The sequence below is a fragment of the Actinomyces timonensis genome (genome assembly GCF_040702965.1).
In the GTDB taxonomy this organism is placed as follows: domain Bacteria; phylum Actinomycetota; class Actinomycetes; order Actinomycetales; family Actinomycetaceae; genus Actinomyces; species Actinomyces timonensis_A.
Genome location: NZ_CP159989.1, coordinates 1,444,316 through 1,464,376, shown reverse-complemented (window position 1 = coordinate 1,464,376; position 20,061 = coordinate 1,444,316). Strand labels below are relative to the sequence as shown.

Here is a 20,061-nt window from a genome sequence, read left to right as displayed (position 1 = left end):
CCGGAACCAACCACGTCCCCGCTCCACCCGGCCGCGGGGCACCGATCACCCCCAGAGCACGAGGACCCCCCATGCGCACCTCCGAGATCCGCTCCCGCTGGCTCGACTTCTTCGCCTCCAAGGACCACGAGATCCGGCCGTCGGTGCCCCTCATCTCGCCCGATCCGTCCATCCTGTTCACCGTGGCGGGCATGGTCCCCTTCATCCCCTACATCCTGGGCACCGAGCCGGCGCCCTGGCCCAGGGCTGCCAGCGTGCAGAAGTGCATCCGCACCAACGACATCGATAACGTCGGCCGCACCACTCGCCACGGCACGTTCTTCCAGATGAACGGCAACTTCTCATTCGGCGACTACTTCAAGGAGGGGGCGATCCAGTACGCCTGGGAGCTGTTGACCACGCCCACGAGTGCCGGGGGGTACGGCCTGGACGGCGACCGCCTGTGGATGACCATCTGGGAGAAGGACGAGGTCTCGTGGGACTACCTCACCAAGACCATCGGCGTGGACCCCCTCCACGTGCAGAGGCTCCCTTTCGCCGAGATCTCCTGGTCGACCGGCCAGCCCGGCCCCGCCGGCGCCTGCTGCGAGATCCACTACGACCGCGGCCCGGCCTACGGCCCTGACGGCGGCCCGGAGGCGGACACCGTCGGCGATCGCTTCCTGGAGATCTGGAACCTCGTCTTCGACGAGTTCGTCCGCGGGGAGGGCGAGGGCCATGACTTCGAGCTCGTCGGCAAGCTCGACTCCACCGCCATCGACACCGGCGCCGGCCTGGAGCGCATCGCCTTCCTCCTCCAGGACAAGCCCAACATGTACGAGATCGATGAGGTCTACCCCGTCATCGCCGCCGCCGAGGCGATGAGCGGGCGCGCGTACGGCCGCGGAGCCGCCGGCCCGGAGGCCGGGGTGGCCTACATGGACGACGTGCGCATGCGTGTCGTGGCCGACCACGTCCGCAGCGCCCTCATGCTCATCGGCGATGGCGTGCGCCCCGGCAACGACGGCCGTGGCTATGTCCTGCGCCGGCTCATCCGCCGCGCCGTGCGCTCCATGCGCCTGCTCGGCGTGGACGAGGCCTCCCTGCCCACTCTCCTGACGGCCTCCAAGGACATCATGAAGCTGTCCTACCCCGAGCTCGAGGAGCGCTGGGGAACCATCTCGGAGGTCGCCTACGGCGAGGAGGAGGCCTTCCGCCGCACCCTCAGCGCCGGAACCACCATCCTGGACACCGCCGTCGGGCGGGCCCGCGAGCGGTCGTCCACGGCCGGCGCGCGCCCCCTGGTGAGCGGGCAGGACGCCTTCGAGCTGCACGACACCTACGGCTTCCCCATCGACCTCACCCTGGAAATGGCCGCCGAGCAGGGCGTCGACGTCGACGAGGCCGCCTTCCGCTCGCTCATGGACGAGCAGAAGGCGCGCGCCCGCGCCGACGCCCGCGCCAAGAAGACCGGGCACATCGACGTCCGCCTCTTCCAGGACATCGAGCGCTCCATGGGCGGGGGCTCTGAGTTCCTCGGTTACACCGAGGCCTCCGCCGAGGCCACCGTCACCGGCCTCCTGCTCGACGGCAGGCCCGAGCCAGTGGCCACCGCCCCCGCTCAGGTCGAGGTCGTCCTGGACCGCACCCCCTTCTACGCCGAGATGGGCGGCCAGCTCGCCGACCACGGCGTCATCCGCCTGGCCGGCGGCGGCATCGTCGAGGTGGGTGACGTCCAGGCCCCCATCCGCGGCCTGTCCGTCCACCGGGGGACCCTCACCGAGGGCACCATCGCCGTGGGGGAGAGGGCCTACGCCGAGATCGACACCGAGCGCCGCCTGGCCATCGCCCGGGCCCACACCTCCACCCACATGGTCTACGCCGGGCTGCGCCGCACCGTCGCCCCGGACTCCGAGCAGGCCGGGTCGGAGAACTCGCCCTCCCGGCTGCGCTTCGACTTCTCCCACAACACGGCGCTGACCACCGGGCAGGTCAATGACATCGAGGCCCTCGTCAACGAGAAGCTCGCCGAGGACCTCCAGGTCCGCACCGAGACCATGAGCCTCGAGGACGCCAAGGCCTCCGGCGCCATCGCCCTGTTCGGTGAGAAGTACGGCGCCGAGGTCCGCGTCGTCACCATCGGCGACGACTTCGACCGGGAGCTGTGCGGCGGCACCCACGTGCTCTCCACCGGGCGCATCGGGCGCATCGCCATCCTGGGCGAGTCCTCCATCGGCTCGGGCGTGCGGCGCATCGACGCCCTCGTGGGGGATGGGGCATACGGATTCCAGGCGAAGGAGCACGCCCTCGTCTCCCAGCTGTCCACCATGATCGGCGGGCGCCCCGAGGAGCTGCCCGAGCGTGTCGAATCCCTCATGAACCGCCTGAAGGAGGCCGAGAAGCGCCTGGCCGCCGCCGAGCAGGCCGCGATGGCGGCCCGGGCCGCCGAGGTGATCAACGGCTCCCGGCGCGTGGGCGCCTACCGCCTGGCCGCCGCCGACCTCGGCGCCGTGTCCAACGCGGACCTCCTGCGATCCCTCGTCCTCGACGCCCGCGAGCGCCTCGGCGAGGCGGAGCCGACGGTGATCGTGGCCACCGGGGTGTCGGGTGAGCGCCCCGTCATCGTCGTGGCCACCAACGCCGCCGCCCGTGACGCGGGCGCCAGGGCGGGAGACCTCGTCAAGGCGGCCGCCAAGGCCCTCGGCGGCGGGGGCGGAGGCAAGCCGGATCTCGCCCAGGGCGGTGGCCAGAACGCCGGCGCCATCCCCGAGGCGATGACCGCGATCACCCAGGCCCTGGGCGCCTGAGCCCGGGGGGAGCCATGCGCAGCGGAGTCCGCCTGGCGTTCGACGTCGGCAAGGCCAGGATCGGGGTCGCCAGGTGCGACGCCGAGGCGATCCTGGCCGTTCCGGTGGTCACGCTCAAGCGGGATCGTTACGGTGGCGACATCGATGAGGCGGCCGAACTGGTCTCCGAGCACGGGGCCATTGAGGCTATTGTGGGCCTGCCCGTCTCCCTGGGGGGCAAGCGGACCCCGTCCACGCGTGACGCGAGGGACTGGGCGCGCGCGCTCGCGCAGGCCATCTCCCCTGTGGTGGTCAGGCTCGTCGACGAGCGGCTCTCCACGGTGTCGGCGCATCAGGCGCTCCACGCCAGTGGGCGCCACGAGAAGGACTTCCGGGGCATCGTCGACCAGGCGGCCGCCGTGGTGATCCTCAACCAGGCCCTGGAGGCCGAGCGTTCCACGGGCTCGCCGATCGGTGAGACCGTCACCCCGACCAGGAGAGATTCGCGATGAGCCAGGACGACCTCTTCGAGCAGATCGGCATCACCCCCGATGACCCGCTGCCTGCCGAGCCGCCGTCCAGGCGCGGCAAGGCCCGGCGCGAGAAGGCGCGCAGGAAGCGCCGCCTCCGCCGTCGCGCGCTCACCGCGCTCATCCTCAGCGTCGTCGTGGCTGGCGCGGGCGCGGGCGCCTACTGGGGCTACGGGGTGCTGCACGGCGTTCTCGAGCGGCAGTCCGCCGCGACCGACTACCCGGGTGAGGGCGAGGGCTCGGTGGTCGTGGAGATCCCCCAAGGCGCCTCGGGCCAGATCATCGCCGATCTGCTGTACAAGAACGACGTCGTCGCGTCCTCGAAGGCCTTCATCGACGCGTTCAAGGCCAACTCGGAGTCCGCCAACATCCAGCCCGGCACCTACACGCTCAAGCAGAAGATGTCCGGCGCCTCCGCCGTCGCCGCCCTGCTCGACCCGGCCTCCAGGGCCGACCACTCCCTGACCATCCCCGAGGGATTCACCAAGGACCAGGTCAAGGAGAAGATCATGAGCGTCATGCGGGTCAGTGCGGAGGACGTCGACGCCGCCTACAAGGACCTCAGGGGCATCGGCCTGCCCGAGGGCGCGAAGGGGGACGTCGAGGGCTGGCTCGCCCCGGGCACTTACGGCCTCAAGGAGGGCGAGACCGCCACGCAGGTCGTCGCCAGGATGGTCAGCGCCACGACTGCTCGCCTCCAGAAGCTGGGCTTCGATCCTGCGAGATACGAGGACGCCCTCATCAAGGCATCCATCGTCGAGAGGGAGGCCGGCAGCCAGAAGAACTTCGGGAAGGTCGCGCGCGTCGTCGAGAACCGCCTGACGCAGACCGACGCCGAGACCGGCGGCCGGCTCGAGATGGACTCCACCATCCTCTACGGGCTCGGGCGCACCGGCGGCGTGCCCTCCAAGGAGGAGGTCGCCGACGCCTCCAACCCGTACAACACCTACCGGAACGCGGGCCTGCCCCCGACGCCGATCGGCAGCCCCGGCGAGGCGGCCCTCAAGGCCGTCGCCAGCCCGGAGGCGGGCGGCTGGCTCTACTTCGTCACCGTCGACCTCAACACGGGGGAGACGCTCTTCGCGAAGACGAAGGAGGAGCAGGATGAGAACACCAAGAAGCTCACCGCCTTCTGTCAGGCCCACCCGGATGTGTGCAATGGCGGCTCCGCCACCCCGACGCCGGCCCGGTGAGCCCGGCCCCGTGTGGGCGCTGGGAGGGCATCAGGAGGGCCGCTGAACCGATGACGCGTATCGACTCCCCCGCCGGCGCGCCGCCCGCGCCTGCTCACCGCGCGGCGGTCATTGGCGACCCCATCGCCCACTCGCTGTCCCCCGCGCTCCACCGCGCCGCCTATGAGGGCCTCGGCCTGTCCGACTGGTCCTATGAGGCGCTCCGGGTCGCGCCCGGCGAGCTGGCCGGCCTCGTCGACGCCCTGCACGCCCCTGTGGGAGAGGAGCCCGCCTGGGCGGGGCTGTCGGTGACCATGCCGCACAAGCAGGCCATCATGCCGATGCTCGACCTCATCGATCCTCTCGCCCAGGTGGTCGGGGCGGTTAACACCGTCGTCGCTCAGCGCTCCGGCTCCGGTCCCGGCCTCCTGACGGGATTCAACACCGATGTCGCTGGCGTCTCCGGCGCGCTGAGGGAGCTGAGGGAGGCGCGCGAGAGCCATGGGAGGGCGGCGCGGGCCGATGCCCCCTCTAGGGGCGCGGGGGGTCCGGCGCCCACCGCGCTCGTCCTCGGCTCCGGGGCCACGGCCTGCTCCGCCCTCGCCGCGCTCCCCGAGCCTCGGCGCCCATGGCATCACGGTGGCCGCCCGCCGCCACGCCGGCCCGGGCCGCGCGCTCGTCGCCGCCCACCGCATGGGCCTGGAGATCCAGGCCCTCAGCTGGCGGCCCGGCGAGCCCGCCTCCGACGCCGTCGTCGCCGAGGCCGTGGCCGGAGCCGATCTCGTGGTATCGACCCTGCCCCGCGGCGCCGCCGACACCCTCGCGGCACCGCTCGCCCAGGCGCTCAACGCCCGCGGCGGCGCCCGGCGCGAGGCCGTCCTCCTCGACGTCGTCTACGTGCCCTGGCCCACTGCCCTGGCCCGCTCCTGGAGCGGCGCCGGAGGCGCGATCGCGCCCGGCTGGCTCATGCTCCTGCACCAGGCAGTGGCCCAGGTCCGCCTCATGACCGGCCGCTCGCCGGATGCCAGCGCCATGCGCGGGGCCCTGCTGAGCGCGCTCGGCACTCGGTGACGGCGCGCCGGCGCGCCCGCCCTGTGCGATGATCAACCCATGCTGCGATGGATGACTGCCGGCGAGTCCCACGGCGAGGCGCTGACCGCGCTCATGGAGGGCGCGCCTGCGGGCGTGGCCATCACGAGCGCGCGGATCGGCTCTGCCCTGGCCCGGCGCCGACTCGGTCACGGCCGCGGCGCCCGCCAGCGCTTCGAGCGCGATGAGCTGAGCATCATCGGGGGCATCCGCCACGGCCTGACCATCGGCAGCCCCATCGCCCTGCGGATCGGCAACTCCGAATGGCCCAAGTGGCGTACCGTCATGAGCGCCGACCCCGTCGCCCCCGAGGACCTGCTCATCGACGCCGGCACCGGCGATGAGCGCGAGATCGCCCGCAACCGGCCCCTGACGCGCCCGCGCCCCGGGCACGCTGACCTCCCGGGCGCCCTCAAGTACGACCTCCCCGAAGCCCGGCCCGTCCTGGAGCGGGCCTCAGCGCGGGAGACCGCCGCGCGGGTGGCGCTGGGCGCCGTCGCCGAGGCCATCCTCGAGCAGGTCGCCGGCATCAGGCTCGTCAGCCACGTGGTGAGCATCGGGGAGGTCCGCCTGCCGGCCGGCGCGCCCGCCCCCACGCCCGAGGACGCCGAGCGCCTCGACGCCGACCCCGTGCGCTGCGTCGACCCGGCCACGAGCGCGGCCATGGTCGAGCGCATCGACGCCGCGCGCAAGGACGGCGACACCCTCGGGGGCGTGGTCGAGGTCATCGCCACCGGCGTCCCCATCGGCCTGGGCACGCACACCGTCGCCGGCTCACGGCTCGACGCCCGGCTCGCCGGTGAGCTCATGAGCATCCAGGCCGTCAAGGGCGTGGAGATCGGGGACGGCTTCGAGACCGCTGGACTGCCGGGCACCCGGGCCCACGATGAGATCCTCGCCCTCGTCGACGGCGCCGTCACCCGCGCCTCCAACCGGGCCGGTGGCATCGAGGGGGGCATGAGCAACGGCTCCCCGATCCGCGTGCGGGCCGCCTACAAGCCGATCTCCACCGTCCCCCGCGCCCTGCGCAGCGTGGACCTGGCCACCGGGGAGCCCGCCACCGGCCTCCACCAGCGGTCAGACACCACGGCGGTGGTGCCCGGGGCGGTCATCGCCCAGGCGGCCACCGCGCTCGTCCTCGCCCAGGCCCTCCTGGACAAGACGGGTGGTGACTCGGTGGCCGAGTGCGCCAGGAACCTGCGCGCCTACACCGAGCGCATCGCCGAGCGGACCCACTGGACCGCCTGAGCCCCGACCGATCCACCGCGGGCGCCGGGCGGCGCCACTGGACACCACCGATGAGGAGACGAGCATGAGCCACCACCGCGCGGACCCGGCCGCCACGGAGATCATCAGCCGGGAGCGCCTGCCGCTGGTGCTGGTCGGCCTGCCGGGCGCGGGCAAGACGACGGTCGCCCGCCTCCTCGCCGCCGCCCTGGGCATCCAGGTGACCGACACCGACGCCGAGATCCGGCGCCGGGCGCGCATGACGATCCCGGAGATCTTCTCCGCCGAGGGCGAGAGGGGCTTCCGCGATCGTGAGACCCGGGCGCTGCGGGACGTCCTGGAGTCCCTCGGCGCGGCCCACGGGATCGTCGCCCTGGGCGGCGGCGGCATCCTGCGCCCGGAGAACCGCGAGATGCTGCGGCACCACACCGTCGTCTACCTCTCCGCCCGGCCCGCCACCGCCGCCCAGCACGTCGGCAGCGGGGAGGGCCGGCCCCTCGTCAGCCCTGGATCGGACTCCGACGCGGCCCTCACCGCGGTGCGGGCCTCCCAGGGGGCGCTGACCGGCGTGCTGGCGCGTATGGAGGCGCTCGACGCCGAGCGCCGCCCCCTCTATGAGGAGATCGCCACCGTCACCGTGCCCACCGATGGGCTCACCCCGGCGCAGGTGGCCGCCCTCGTGCTCGTCTCCCTCGGGGCGACGCCTGCCGCCACCGCCCGGGGACTCGCCCATGCGGGCATCCGCTCGGACGCGCCCGCCTGCCGGGCGCCGTCGCCCGAGGCGCCGGCCGGCGCGGGCCCCGAGCCCGGGCGGACCGCCCGCCCCCGCGTGACCGAGGACCCTGAGGGCGTCACCACCGTCCACGTCCCCGGGAGCTCGGGGATACGACGTCGTCATCGGGCGCGGGCTCGCCCCCCGGGTGACGAGGGCGGTCCTCTCCTCGCCGGGCCAGGGCGCGGGCGGCGTCGGGATCATCCACCCCGGCGTGCTCGCCCAGGCCGCCCGGGGGCTCGCAGGGGACCTCCACGCGGCCGGGCTGCGGACGGCCCTCATCGAGGTCCCCGACGGGGAGGCCTCCAAGCGCGCCGACGTGCTGTCCTCCATCTGGGAGCGCCTCGGGCGGGAAGGGGTGGGCCGTGACGGCTGCCTCATCGGCGTCGGCGGGGGGGCGACCACGGACCTCGCCGGCTTCGCCGCGGCCACCTGGCTGCGGGGCATCCCCGTCGTCCAGGCGCCCACCACCCTCCTGGCCATGGTCGACGCCGCCGTCGGCGGGAAGACCGGCATTGACACCGCCGCTGGCAAGAACCTCGTGGGGGCCTTCCACACGCCCAGCGCGGTCGTCGCCGACCTCGGCATCCTGGCCGGCCTCCCGCTCGACGAGCTGCGCGCCGGGCTCGGTGAGGTCATCAAGTGCGGGCTCATCCACGACGAGGAGATCCTGCGGCTCATCGAGGCCGACCCGGCCGCCTGCCTGCGCCCGGACGCGCCCGTCCTGGCCGAGCTCGTGCGCCGGGCGGTCCTCGTCAAGGCCGCGGTCGTGGCCGAGGACCTCACCGAGTCCGGGCTGCGCGAGATCCTCAACTACGGGCACACCTACGGCCACGCCATCGAGCGGATCACCGGCTACGCGTGGCGCCACGGCGAGGCCGTGGGAGTCGGATGCGTCTTCGCCGCCGAGATCGCCCACCACAGGGGGCTCCTGAGCGGCAAGGGCCTTGCCCGCCACCGCGAGGCCCTGGCGGCGGTCGGTCTGCCGGTGTCCTTCCCCGACGGCGCTGAGCGCTGGGACGACCTGCGCGCGGCGATGCGCTCGGACAAGAAGAACCGCGCCGGGCGGCTGCGCATGGTGCTCGTCGAGAACCGCTTCGGCCCGTCCCGTCCCGTCCGGGGCGTCGAGCCCACCCCGGGCGAGCTTCGAGGCGGCCCACCGCGCCGTCACCGCGAGCCCGGGGGGAGCCGCATGAGCGGCGCGGCGGCGGTCGTCCTCATCGGTCCGCCCGGCGCCGGCTGCACCACCGTCGCCCGCGCCCTGGCCGGCCTGCGGGGCGCGCCCTGCCTGGACCTCGGCGCCCAGACCGCCGCCCTGCTCGGCACCGAGGAGGGGCTCGCGCTCGTGGCCACCCCGGAGGCCGAGTACCGGCGCGTCGAGGAGGCGGTCGCCCTCGAGCTCATCGAGGCCGCCCGCGTCTCCGGCGGCATCCTCGCCCTGGGATCGGGCTGCCTGGGATCGGAGCGCGTCAGGGCCGCCCTGGCCGGGCACGGGGGCGCCGTCGTCGGCCTGACCGCCTCTCTGCGGCGCCTGGCCACCCGCAACGGCCTCGACGCCCCGCGCTCGGTGGCGCTGGGCACCGTCCACCACGAGTTCACCCAGATGCTGCGCGAGCGCGAGGCCCGCTGCCAGCGGGCCGCCGGCGTCGTCATCGACACCTCGGAACGGGAACCGGCGGACTGCGCGGACCAGATCGTGACGCTCCTCGACACCCCCGCGCCCCGTCCCTAGCCTGAGCCGCATGTACGTCGCCCAGCACTTCGAGCTGCCCGAGGACTACACCCGTCGCCTCCTCACCGCGCCGCGCCGGGGCAACCTCGTCACCGTCCACGACCACGGCCCCGAGGCCAGTCTCGTCCCCTTCTACTACGACGCCGCCGCGGGCGCCCTCGTCACCCACCTGGTGAGGAACAACCCCCAGGCCGCCGAGCCGCTCGCGCAATCCACCGGGCTCGTCATCCTCGACGAGGCCGACGCCTACGTCTCGCCGGGCACGTACGCCACCAACGCGGTCATGCCGAACGTCCCCACCTGGGACTACATCACGCTTCACGTCAGCGGGCGGGTCCGCGTCGACGCCAGGCCCGACGCGGCCCTGGAGGCCGCCGCGCGGCTCACCGAGGCCATGGGCGACGCCGCCTCGCTGGACGCCGTCGGCCAGGACAAGCTGGAGCGGATGTCGCGGGCGATCGTCGCCGTGAGCGTCGAGGCGACGACGGTGCGCGGCAAGGCGAAGATGAGCCAGAACCGCCACCCCGACGACGTGCGCGGCCTCATCGCCGCCATGGAGGCCCAGGGGGAGGAGGTCCTGGCCCGGTACCTGCGAGAGGTCTCCCTCCCCTACGCCGAGGAGCGCTTCGCGACGATCACCCGCCTGCGTGGCGCGCGCCGGGCTGTCGCAGGCCCTGGCCTGGCACGGTAGACTCACCGCGTCCTAGACGTGCCGGACCCCGCGGGCAGCCCAGGGAGCCCGGCCCCCGACTTGAAGTAGAGGAAACCACTCGTGGCAACGACGAACGACCTGAAGAACGGCCTGGTGCTCAACCTGGAGGGCCAGCTGTGGCAGGTGGTGGAGTTCCAGCACGTCAAGCCCGGCAAGGGCCCGGCCTTCGTGCGCACCAAGCTCAAGAACGTCCTGTCCGGCAAGACCGTGGACAAGACCTTCAACGCCGGCCTCAAGATCGAGACCGCCACCGTCGACCGCCGTGACATGCAGTACCTGTACAAGGACGGCGACGACTACGTCTTCATGGACGTCAAGTCCTACGAGCAGACCAACGTGCCCTCCGACGTCGTCGGCGGCGCCGCCACCTTCCTCCTGGAGAACCAGGAGGTCATCGTCGCCTTCCACGAGTCCTCGGTGCTCTTCGTCGAGATGCCCCCCTCCGTGGTGCTCACCATCTCCCACACCGAGCCCGGCCTCCAGGGCGACCGGTCCAACGCCGGCACCAAGCCCGCGACCGTGGAGACCGGCGCCGAGATCCAGGTCCCGCTGTTCCTCAACACCGGTGACAGGGTGAAGGTGGACACGCGCTCGGGCTCCTACATCTCCCGCGTCAACGACTGAGGCCCGCTGTGCCAGCCGTGCCCGCTGACGACGCCGCCCAGGCGGCCGACCCGCGCGAGGAGGCCTCCGCGCCCAGCGCCGAGCCCCCGTCGGCGCCGCGCTCCTCGAGCCCTTCGGGGGCCGCCTCGAAGCACGCCGTCACCGCCCGCACGAAGGCGCGGCGGCGGGCCATCGAGATCCTCTTCGAGGCGGACCAGAAGGGCCTCCTGCGCCCCTCGCGCGACGGGGACCGATCCGGGGCGGCCGAGCGCCTGCGCGATCTCGCGGTCGAGCGCGCCGTCCACTCCGCCAACCACACCGAGGCGCCCGCCTACGCCCGCGAGATCCTCGCGGGCCTGGCGGACCACCTCGCCGAGGTGGATGACGCCATCGAGGCTTACGCCCAGGAGTGGGCGCTCGCCCGCATGCCCGCCGTGGACCGCGCCATCGCCCGCGTCGCCGTGTGGGAGATCGTCTACAACGACGACGTCGACGCCCCCGTGGCGGTCGACGAGGCCATGACCCTGGCCCGGATCCTGTCCACCGACGACTCCCCGCGCTACCTCGGCGGCCTGCTGGGCCGCGTCGTCGACCTCGCCGACACGCTGCGCTGAGCACGAACGACGGTGGGCGCAATAGCACGGCCCACAGCGTTACCTACCTGCTAGTAGTTATACGATGATGAGATGACTACCGCTCGCACCCCTGTCATCGCCATCACGGGCGCCACCGGTCACGTCGGGAGGGCCGTCGCCTCCCGCCTGCACGACGCAGGCCTGGCCACCCGCCTCATCGTGCGTGACGCCAGCCGGGCGCCCAGTTGGGCTGACGATGTCGCCGTCACCAGTTACGGCGACCGTCAGGCCGCCCCCGTCGCACTCGCTGGAGTCGACGTCCTGTTCATGGTCTCGGCCGCCGAGGCAGCCGACCGCCTGGCACAACACCAGGCCTTCATCGACTCCGCGGCCCAGGCGGGCGTGCGCCACGTCATCTACACCAGCTTCGCCGGGGCAGGACCCGACTCGGTCTTCACCTACGGACGCACTCACGGCGCCACCGAAGCGCACCTGGTGGCCTCCGGCATGACCACCACCATCCTGCGCGACTCCTTCTATCTCGACTTCCTGCCCGAGCTCGCCGTCGACGGCATCATTAGTGGTCCCGCCGGTCCCACGGGCGGCAGCGTGGGCGCCGTCGCCCGGGCCGACGTCGTGCGCTCAGCCAGCGCCGTGCTCACCGACCTTGCCGCCGGCACCAGCGCCCACGACGGCGCCGTCTACACGATGACCGGTCCTGAGGCCCTGAGCCTGACCGACGTCGCCCGCATCCTCACCGAGTTCGGCTCGCCCACCACCTACCGCGCCGAGAGCATTGAGCAGGCCTACGCCTCGCGCGCCCACTACGGCGCACCCGCCTGGGAGGTCGACGGCTGGGTGAGCACCTACACCTCCATCGCCTCCGGCGCCCTCGACGTCGTCACCGACGACGTGCGCGCCCTCACCGGCCGGGAGCCGATGTCCTTCGCCGACCTGCTCGCCGCGCGGGGCTGAGCGCCGCTCGGCCCCCTCGTCAGGGGCGCGCGGGAGCCACCGGCCACCGCATGTCACGTGGCTGGTATCACAGGCCCATGATGCGCTCGCGCCCGGCGGGGCGACCCGCGACGCGCTAATCTCAACCCGCCAGACATCCTTTAAGTCCGTCCGGAGAGGCGGGGAAGGGGGGCCTTCATGGCCATGAATCTGTCAGGCGCCACTGCTGGCGCACCCCCGAGCGGGAAGAGGATCCTCGGCGACGCCGAGATCGCGCGCTCCCTCCTGCGCATCGCGCACGAGGTGATCGAGCGCAACCGCGGACTGGAGGACGTCGTCCTCCTGGGCATCCCCAGCGGGGGAGTGCCCCTCGCGCACCGGCTGGCCGGGGCCCTCGCCGTCGCCGCCTCGACCAACACCGCGATCGATCCCGCCGCCAACGGCGATCCCAAGATCGAGGTCGGCACCCTCGACATCACGATGTACCGCGACGACCTGGGCCGCCACCCCATCCGCGTGCCGCGGCCCACCACCATTCCCGCCGGGGGCATCGACGGGCGCACCGTCATCCTCGTCGACGACGTCCTCTACTCGGGCCGCACCATCCGCGCCGCCCTGGACGCCATGGGCGCCATCGGCCGCCCGTCCTCCGTGCAGCTGGCCGTCCTCGTGGACCGGGGCCACCGCGAGCTGCCGATCCGCGCCGACTACGTCGGGAAGAACCTGCCCACAGCCCGGTCCGAGAAGGTCGTCGTCGCCCTGACCGAGCTGGGCGCCGCCCAGGACGCCGTCACGATCCAGACCATCCCGACCAGCGAGGAGGACGCCCGATGAAGCACCTGTTGAGCGCCAAGGACCTGGGGCACGACGAGACCGTCATGGTCCTCGACACCGCCGAGGCGATGGCCGCCACCCAGAAGCACGCCGTCAAGAAGCTGCCGACCCTGCGCGGCAAGACCGTCGTCAACCTCTTCTTCGAGGACTCCACGCGCACGCGGCTCTCCTTCGAGGCGGCCGCCAAGCGGCTGAGCGCCGACGTCATCAACTTCTCCGCCAAGGGCTCCTCCCTGTCCAAGGGCGAGTCCCTCAAGGACACGGCCCAGACGATCATGGCCATGGGCGCCGACGCCGTCGTGGTGCGCCACAGCGCCTCGGGCGCCGCCCACCTCCTGGCCCACGCTGGCTGGATCAACGTCCCCGTGCTCAACGCGGGCGACGGCACCCACCAGCACCCCACCCAGTCGCTCCTGGACGCCATGACCCTGCGCCGCTGGTACGCCCCCGGCGGGCCGGCCAGCGGGGCCGGGCGCGCCGCTGACGGATCGCCCGCCCCCCAGGGCCGCGACCTCGACGGGGCCCGGGTCATCATCGTCGGGGACGTCCTCCACTCGCGCGTGGCCCGCTCCAACGTGGACATGCTCACCCACCTGGGGGCCTCCGTCACCCTCGTCGCCCCGCCGACCCTCCTGCCCGTGGGCATGGAGGACTGGCCCTGCGAGGTCTCCTACGACTTTGACGACGCCATCGCCTCCGTCGAGCCCGACGCCGTCATGATGCTGCGCGTTCAGCGCGAGCGCATGAGCGCCGCGGGCGGCGGCTTCTTCCCCAGCCCCGCCGAGTACTCGCGCGCCTACGGCCTGGACGCCCTGCGCCGGGCCGCTATGCCCGAGCACGCCATCGTCATGCACCCCGGGCCCATGAACCGCGGCCTGGAGATCACCGCCGAGGCCGCGGACGACCCGCGCTCGCGCATCATCGAGCAGGTCGGCAACGGGGTCTCCGTGCGCATGGCCGCCCTCTACCTCCTCCTCGCCGACGAAGGGAACCAGCTGTGACCGCCCACCTCATCACCGGTGCCCGCCCCTACGGCGAGGACACCGCCGATATCCTCATCATCGACGGCGCCATCGCGGCGATCGGCCCTGACGCCGCCGCCCAGGCGCCCGTCGGTGCCACCCGCCACGACGCCACCGGCCTCGTCGCCCTGCCGGGCCTCGTCGACATCCACACCCACCTGCGCGAGCCCGGTGGCGAGTCGGCCGAGACCGTCTACACCGGCACCCGCGCCGCCGCCGTCGGCGGTTACACCGCCGTCTTCGCGATGGCCAACACCAACCCGGTCCAGGACAACGCCGGCGTCGTCGAGCAGGTCCTGCGCCTGGGCCAGGACGCCGGCTGGGTGGACGTCCACCCCGTCGGCGCCGTCTCCCGGGGCCTCAAGGGCGAGCAGCTGAGCGAGATGGGCGCCATGGCCAGTTCCGCCGCGCGGGTGCGCGTCTTCTCCGACGACGGCAAGTGCGTCTACGACCCCGTCCTCATGCGCCGGGCCCTGGAGTACGTCAAGTCCTTCGACGGCGTCATCGCCCAGCACTCCCAGGACCCGCGCCTGACCGAGGGCTCCCAGATGCACGAGGGCGCCGTCTCCGCCGAGCTCGGCCTGCGCGGCTGGCCGGCGGTCGCCGAGGAGTCCATCATCGCCCGCGACGTCCTGCTCGCCGAGCACGTGGGCTCCCGCCTGCACGTGTGCCATCTGTCCACCGCCGGCAGCGTCGACATCATCCGCTGGGCCAAGGCCCGGGACATCAACGTCACCGCCGAGGTCACCCCGCACCACCTCCTGCTCACCGACGAGAAGGCGCGCACCTACTCACCGCTGTACAAGGTCAACCCGCCGCTGCGCACGGCCGAGGACGTCGAGGCCGTCCGCGAGGCGCTCGCCGACGGCACCATCGACGTCGTCGGCACCGACCACGCCCCCCACCCCGTGGAGGACAAGGACTGCGAGTGGGCCATCGGCGCTTTCGGCATGACGGGCCTGGAGACGGCCCTTCCGATCATCATCGCCACGATGGTCGAGCCCGGCCGCATGACCTGGCGCGACGTTGCCCGCGTCCTGTCCACCACGCCCGCCCTCATCGGGCGCGCCGAGGACCAGGGGCAGGGGCTCGACGCCGGGGCGCCCGCGAACCTCTGCCTCGTCGACCCGTCGGTCAGGAGGGTCGTCGACCCGGCCGCCCAGTGGACGCGCTCGGCCAACAGCCCCTACGCGGGCATGGAGCTGCCCGGCCAGGTGATGGCCACCTTCCTCCACGGCCGCCCCACGGTCCTGGACGGCAGGCCCGTCGAGGCCGCCTGATCCAGCGCCCCTCCGGCGGGCGGCGCCCCTGCGCACCGCCCGCCGGTCAGGCGCGCCCCTGCCCGCGCCCAGGGCGCTCCCTGGGCCCAGGGCCCCTCCCACCCGCTCCACCACCCACCCCTTCAGGAGCCGCACATGGCAACCAATGGAAGCGCCGGGGCCGCCACGCCCCCCGGCCCGACGGGCGCCTCCGCCAGGCCCCCCGCGATCCTCGTCCTGGAGGACGGCTACGTCCTGCGCGGGCGCGCCTACGGCGCTCAGGGCCGCGCGCTCGGCGAGATCGTCTTCAACACCGGCATGACCGGCTACCAGGAGACCCTCACCGACCCCTCCTACCACCGCCAGATCATCACGATGACCGCGCCGCACATCGGCAACACGGGCATCAATGACGAGGACTCCGAGTCCTCGCGCATCTGGGCGGCCGGGTTCATCGTCCGCGACCCGGCCAGGCGGGCATCGAACTGGCGCTCGCGCGGCGAGCTGGAGGACGCGCTCATCGAATCCGGCGTCGTCGGCCTGTGCCACGTGGACACCCGGGCGCTCACCCGCCACCTGCGCGAGCGCGGCGCCATGCGCGCCGGCATCTTCTCCGGCGACGCCCTGCCCATCGGCGCCGCCCATGAGGGCCCGGGCTCGGCCGCCGCCATCGACATCTGCCTGGATATCGTCCGCAGGAGCCCCACCATGGCCGGCCGGGCCCTCGCCGGGGAGGTCACCACGCCGGCCGGCTACGTCGTCGAGCCCAGCGGCGCCTTCGCCGGGCGCGAGCCCGTCGCGATCGTGGCCGCCATCGACCTGGGGATCAAGAGCCGCACTCCCGCCCAGCTCGCCGAGCGCGGCGCGCGCGTCCACGTCCTGCCGCAATCCACCACCCTGGCCGAGGTCCTCGCCCTGGACCCTGACGGCGTCTTCTTCTCCAACGGCCCCGGCGACCCCGCCACCGCCACCGCCGAGGTCGAGCTCCTGCGCGGCGTCCTGGACGCCGGGATCCCCTTCTTCGGGATCTGCCTGGGCAACCAGCTGCTCGGCCGGGCCCTGGGCTACGGAACCTACAAGCTCGACTACGGGCACCGCGGCATCAACCAGCCCGTCCTCGACCGCGCCACCGGGAGAGTGGAGATCACCTCCCACAACCACGGGTTCGCGGTCGACGCCCCCACGGGCGCCCCCACCACGGCGCCCTTCGACTCCGGGCGCTACGGGCGCGTCGAGGTCAGCCACGTGGGGCTCAACGACGGCGTCGTCGAGGGCCTGCGCGCCCTCGACATCCCCGCCTTCTCCGTCCAGTACCACCCCGAGGCCGCCGCCGGCCCCCACGACGGCGAGCACCTCTTCGACCGGTTCATCGGCCTCATGCGCGCTCGCCGCGGCGCCCCGAGCGCCGGCGCCGCGGCCCCCGCCCATCCCGACAGCCCCGTCACTCCCGTCAAGCCCGTCAAGGAGGCCTGAGATGCCATTGCGCGACGACATCCGCTCCGTGCTCGTCATCGGCTCGGGCCCGATCGTCATCGGGCAGGCCTGCGAGTTCGACTACTCGGGCACCCAGGCCTGCCGGGTCCTGCGCGCCGAGGGGATCAGGGTCATCCTGGTCAACTCCAACCCGGCCACCATCATGACCGACCCGGGGATGGCCGACGCCACCTACATCGAGCCCATCACCACTGAGGCCCTGACGACCATCATCGCCCGGGAGCGGCCCGACGCCCTGCTGCCCACGCTCGGCGGGCAGACCGCCCTCAACGCCGCCATGGCGCTCGTCGAGGCCGGCGTGCTGGAGCGCTACGGCGTCGAGCTCATCGGGGCCAGCGCGGAGGCCATCAACGCCGGCGAGGACCGCGACGCCTTCAAGGCCGTCGTCGAGCGCTGCGGCGCCGAGGTCGCCCGCAGCGTCATCGCCCACACGCTCGACGAGTGCCACGCGGGGGTCGAGGCCCTGGGCGGCTACCCCGTCGTCGTGCGCCCCTCCTTCACCATGGGCGGGCTCGGCTCGGGCGTGGCCCACAGCGCCGAGGACCTCGAGCGCATCGCCGGCGCGGGGCTGGCCGCCTCGCGCACCACCGAGGTGCTCCTGGAGGAGTCGATCCTGGGCTGGAAGGAGTACGAGCTTCGAAGCTCATGCGCGACACCGCGGACAACGTCGTGGTCGTGTGCTCCATCGAGAACGTCGACCCCGTGGGCGTCCACACCGGTGACTCGATCACCGTCGCCCCCGCCCTGACCCTGACCGACCGCGAGCTCCAGCGCCTGCGCGACATCGGCATGGCCGTCATCCGGGAGGTCGGCGTAGACACCGGCGGCTGCAACATCCAGTTCGCCGTCGACCCGGCCACCGGCCGCGTCATCGTCATCGAGATGAACCCCAGGGTCTCGCGATCCTCCGCCCTGGCCTCCAAGGCCACCGGCTTCCCGATCGCCAAGATCGCCGCGCGCCTGGCCGTGGGCTACACGCTCGACGAGATCCCCAACGACATCACCGGCTCCACGCCCGCCTCCTTCGAGCCGGCCATCGACTACGTCGTCGTCAAGGTGCCGCGCTTCGCCTTCGAGAAGTTCCGGGGAGCCGACCCGACCCTGACGACCACCATGAAGTCCGTCGGCGAGGCCATGGCCATCGGGCGCTGCTTCACAGAGGCCCTGCTCAAGGCCATGCGATCGATCGACAAGCGCGGCTCGGTCTTCCACTGGGAGGGCCCCGCCCCCGACGCCGAGGCCACGGCCGCGCTCCTGGAGGCCGTCCGCACCCCCACCGAGGGCCGGCTCATCGAGGTCCAGCAGGCCATCCGCGGCGGCGCCACCATCGAGGCGCTCCACGAGGCCACCGGCATCGACCCCTGGTTCCTCGACCAGCTCATGGAGCTGGAGGAGATCGCCGCGGCGGTGCGTCAGGCGCCCGCCCTTACCCCCGGGCTCCTGGGCGAGGCCAAGCGCCACGGCCTGTCCGATCAGCAGATCGCCGTCCTGCGGGGCCTCGGCGAGGGGACGGTGCGCGAGATCCGCCACGCCTACGGGCTGCGGCCCGTCTACAAGACCGTGGACACCTGCGCCGCCGAGTTCGCCGCTCGCACCCCCTACCTGTACTCCAGCTATGACCTGTCCACGGAGGTGGCCCCCCGCGAGCGCGAGGCCGTCATCATCCTGGGCTCGGGGCCCAACCGCATCGGGCAGGGCATCGAGTTCGACTACTCGTGCGTGCACGCCGCCATGGCGCTGGCCGGGCGCTACGAGACCATCATGGTCAACTGCAACCCCGAGACGGTCTCCACCGACTACGACATCTCCGACCGCCTCTACTTCGAGCCCCTCACCTTCGAGGACGTCATGGAGGTCTATGAGGCCGAGGCCGCCGCGGGCCCCGTCGCCGGTGTCATCGTCCAGCTCGGCGGGCAAACGCCCCTGGCGCTGGCCGCCCGCCTCAAGGCCGCCGGCGTCCCGATCCTGGGAACCAGCCCCGAGGCGATCGACGCCGCGGAGGACCGCCAGGTCTTCGGCGGGGTCCTTGAGCGGGCCGGCCTCGCCGCCCCCGCTCACGGCACCGCCCGCTCCCACGAGCGCGCCCTGGCGGTGGCCGAGGAGATCGGCTACCCAGTGCTCGTGCGCCCCAGCTACGTCCTGGGCGGGCGCGGCATGGAGATCATCTACGAGCGCTCCGGACTGGTCGACTACCTCGCCCGCGCTGAGCAGGACGCCGGGGGGGCGGAGGCGGTGTACGCCGCCGGCCCGCTGCTCGTGGACCGCTTCCTCGACGATGCCATCGAGATCGACGTCGACGCCCTCTACGACGGCGAGGAGCTGTTCCTCGGCGGCGTCATGGAGCATATCGAGGAGGCCGGCATCCACTCCGGGGACTCCTCCTGCGTGCTTCCCCCCATGACCCTGTCCGACGCCGAGATCACCCGCATCCGGGCCGCCACCGAGGCCATCGCCGCCGGCGTGGGCGTGCGCGGCCTCATCAACATCCAGTTCGCCCTCATGAGCGGCACGCTCTACGTCATTGAGGCCAACCCGCGGGCCTCGCGCACCGTGCCCTTCGTCTCCAAGGCCACCGGCGTCGCCCTGGCCAAGGCGGCCGCCCGGCTCATGGCGGGGGAGTCGATCGCCCAGCTGCGCGAGTGTGGGGCGCTGCCCGCCGAGGACGCCTCGACGCCCGGCATCCCCAGCGTCATCGCCGTCAAGGAGGCCGTGCTGCCCTTCAAGCGCTTCCGAACCCGCTCCGGGCGCGTCGTCGACCCGATCCTCGGCCCCGAGATGCGCTCCACCGGCGAGGTCATGGGCTGCGACGTCGACTTTCCCAAGGCCTTCGCCAAGTCCCAGACCGCGGCCTACGGCGGCCTGCCCACTGAGGGTGCGCTGTTCGTCTCCGTGGCTGACCGCGACAAGAGGGCGATGATCCTGCCCGTGGCCAGGCTCGCGGAGCTCGGCTTCCAGGTCTACGCCACGAGCGGCACCGCCCAGGTGCTGCGGCGCAACGGGATCAGCGCGACGCCCGTGCGCAAGCTCAGCGAGGGCGTCGGCGAGCACGGGGAGGACACGATCGTCGGCCTCATCGAGGCCGGCGCCATCGACATGGTCGTCAACGTCCCGCAGGGCCAGGGCGCTCGCGCCGACGGCTACGCGATCCGGGAGGCCACCACCAGCGCGGACAAGCCGATCATCACCACCGTCCACCAGTTGCAGGCCACCGTCCAGGCGCTCGAGGCGCAGCTGCGGGGCGCCTTCTGGGTGCGCAGTCTCCAGGAGATGCGCGCCCCGGCCCCGGGTCCTGCTCCCGTGCATCACGATGACTGAGGAGAC

13 protein-coding genes and 3 pseudogenes are annotated in these 20,061 nt (G+C 73.0%); all 16 read left to right on the top strand.

Annotated elements, in window-relative coordinates; genetic code table 11:
* Positions 1-71: 71 nt before the first annotated feature.
* The 16 genes and pseudogenes from alaS to carB all read left to right on the top strand — a co-directional run bounded on the left by alaS (position 72) and on the right by carB (position 20,055).
* Positions 72-2,786 carry an alanine--tRNA ligase gene (gene alaS / locus ABXS69_RS06365; RefSeq protein WP_366179914.1) on the top strand — a complete coding sequence of 905 codons (2,715 nt, stop codon included), beginning with the start codon at positions 72-74 and terminating at the stop codon, positions 2,784-2,786.
* A 14-nt stretch (positions 2,787-2,800) separates the two neighbouring features.
* Positions 2,801-3,277, top strand: coding sequence for a Holliday junction resolvase RuvX (gene ruvX, locus ABXS69_RS06360; protein ID WP_366179913.1), 477 nt, complete (start codon positions 2,801-2,803; stop codon positions 3,275-3,277).
* Positions 3,274-4,488 carry an endolytic transglycosylase MltG gene (gene mltG / locus ABXS69_RS06355; protein ID WP_366179912.1) on the top strand — a complete coding sequence of 405 codons (1,215 nt, stop codon included), beginning with the start codon at positions 3,274-3,276 and terminating at the stop codon, positions 4,486-4,488. The genes ruvX and mltG overlap by 4 nt, the downstream gene beginning before the upstream one ends.
* Positions 4,489-4,538: 50 nt before the next feature.
* Positions 4,539-5,538, top strand: a pseudogene (locus ABXS69_RS06350) (shikimate dehydrogenase).
* 39 nt (positions 5,539-5,577) lie between these two features.
* Positions 5,578-6,804 (top strand): chorismate synthase, encoded by a 1,227-nt coding sequence (gene aroC, locus ABXS69_RS06345; RefSeq protein ID WP_366179911.1) that lies wholly within the window; start codon positions 5,578-5,580, stop codon positions 6,802-6,804.
* A 64-nt stretch (positions 6,805-6,868) separates the two neighbouring features.
* Positions 6,869-7,408 (top strand): annotated as a pseudogene (locus ABXS69_RS06340) (shikimate kinase); the annotation flags it as partial.
* A gap of 295 nt (positions 7,409-7,703) precedes the next feature.
* Positions 7,704-9,287 carry a 3-dehydroquinate synthase gene (gene aroB / locus ABXS69_RS06335; protein ID WP_366179910.1) on the top strand — a complete coding sequence of 528 codons (1,584 nt, stop codon included), beginning with the start codon at positions 7,704-7,706 and terminating at the stop codon, positions 9,285-9,287.
* 10 nt (positions 9,288-9,297) lie between these two features.
* The gene (locus ABXS69_RS06330) at positions 9,298-9,978 is read left to right on the top strand and encodes an FMN-binding negative transcriptional regulator (protein WP_366179909.1); all 681 of its coding nucleotides are present in this window, start codon (positions 9,298-9,300) and stop codon (positions 9,976-9,978) included.
* A gap of 81 nt (positions 9,979-10,059) precedes the next feature.
* The gene (efp, locus tag ABXS69_RS06325; protein ID WP_366179908.1) at positions 10,060-10,623 is read left to right on the top strand and encodes an elongation factor P; all 564 of its coding nucleotides are present in this window, start codon (positions 10,060-10,062) and stop codon (positions 10,621-10,623) included.
* 17 nt (positions 10,624-10,640) lie between these two features.
* Positions 10,641-11,216, top strand: coding sequence for a transcription antitermination factor NusB (gene nusB / locus ABXS69_RS06320; RefSeq protein ID WP_366181554.1), 576 nt, complete (start codon positions 10,641-10,643; stop codon positions 11,214-11,216).
* Positions 11,217-11,288: 72 nt separating this feature from the next.
* Positions 11,289-12,152, top strand: coding sequence for an SDR family oxidoreductase (locus tag ABXS69_RS06315; protein WP_366179907.1), 864 nt, complete (start codon positions 11,289-11,291; stop codon positions 12,150-12,152).
* A 177-nt stretch (positions 12,153-12,329) separates the two neighbouring features.
* Complete coding sequence (gene pyrR, locus ABXS69_RS06310; protein ID WP_366179906.1) at positions 12,330-12,965, top strand: bifunctional pyr operon transcriptional regulator/uracil phosphoribosyltransferase PyrR; 636 nt, start codon at positions 12,330-12,332, stop codon at positions 12,963-12,965.
* A complete protein-coding gene (locus ABXS69_RS06305) occupies positions 12,962-13,966 on the top strand; it encodes an aspartate carbamoyltransferase catalytic subunit (protein ID WP_366179905.1) in 1,005 nt (334 codons plus the stop codon). Before pyrR ends, ABXS69_RS06305 begins: the two co-directional genes overlap by 4 nt.
* Entirely contained in the window at positions 13,963-15,267 is a 1,305-nt protein-coding gene (locus tag ABXS69_RS06300; RefSeq protein WP_366179904.1) for a dihydroorotase, read from the top strand. Before ABXS69_RS06305 ends, ABXS69_RS06300 begins: the two co-directional genes overlap by 4 nt.
* A 135-nt stretch (positions 15,268-15,402) precedes the next feature.
* Complete coding sequence (carA, locus tag ABXS69_RS06295) at positions 15,403-16,719, top strand: glutamine-hydrolyzing carbamoyl-phosphate synthase small subunit (RefSeq protein WP_366179903.1); 1,317 nt, start codon at positions 15,403-15,405, stop codon at positions 16,717-16,719.
* Position 16,720: 1 nt separating this feature from the next.
* Positions 16,721-20,055, top strand: a pseudogene (carB, locus tag ABXS69_RS06290) (carbamoyl-phosphate synthase large subunit).
* Positions 20,056-20,061 lie beyond the last annotated feature (6 nt).

Bases quoted from the DNA above. Each gene is read 5' to 3' on its own strand.
- alaS (WP_366179914.1), top strand. From the start codon at position 72: ATGCGCACCTCCGAGATCCGCTCCCGCTGGCTCGACTTCTTCGCCTCC.
- ruvX (WP_366179913.1), top strand. From the start codon at position 2,801: ATGCGCAGCGGAGTCCGCCTGGCGTTCGACGTCGGCAAGGCCAGGATC.
- mltG (WP_366179912.1), top strand. From the start codon at position 3,274: ATGAGCCAGGACGACCTCTTCGAGCAGATCGGCATCACCCCCGATGAC.
- aroC (WP_366179911.1), top strand. From the start codon at position 5,578: ATGCTGCGATGGATGACTGCCGGCGAGTCCCACGGCGAGGCGCTGACC.
- ABXS69_RS06330 (WP_366179909.1), top strand. From the start codon at position 9,298: ATGTACGTCGCCCAGCACTTCGAGCTGCCCGAGGACTACACCCGTCGC.
- ABXS69_RS06315 (WP_366179907.1), top strand. From the start codon at position 11,289: ATGACTACCGCTCGCACCCCTGTCATCGCCATCACGGGCGCCACCGGT.
- pyrR (WP_366179906.1), top strand. From the start codon at position 12,330: ATGGCCATGAATCTGTCAGGCGCCACTGCTGGCGCACCCCCGAGCGGG.
- ABXS69_RS06305 (WP_366179905.1), top strand. From the start codon at position 12,962: ATGAAGCACCTGTTGAGCGCCAAGGACCTGGGGCACGACGAGACCGTC.
- carA (WP_366179903.1), top strand. From the start codon at position 15,403: ATGGCAACCAATGGAAGCGCCGGGGCCGCCACGCCCCCCGGCCCGACG.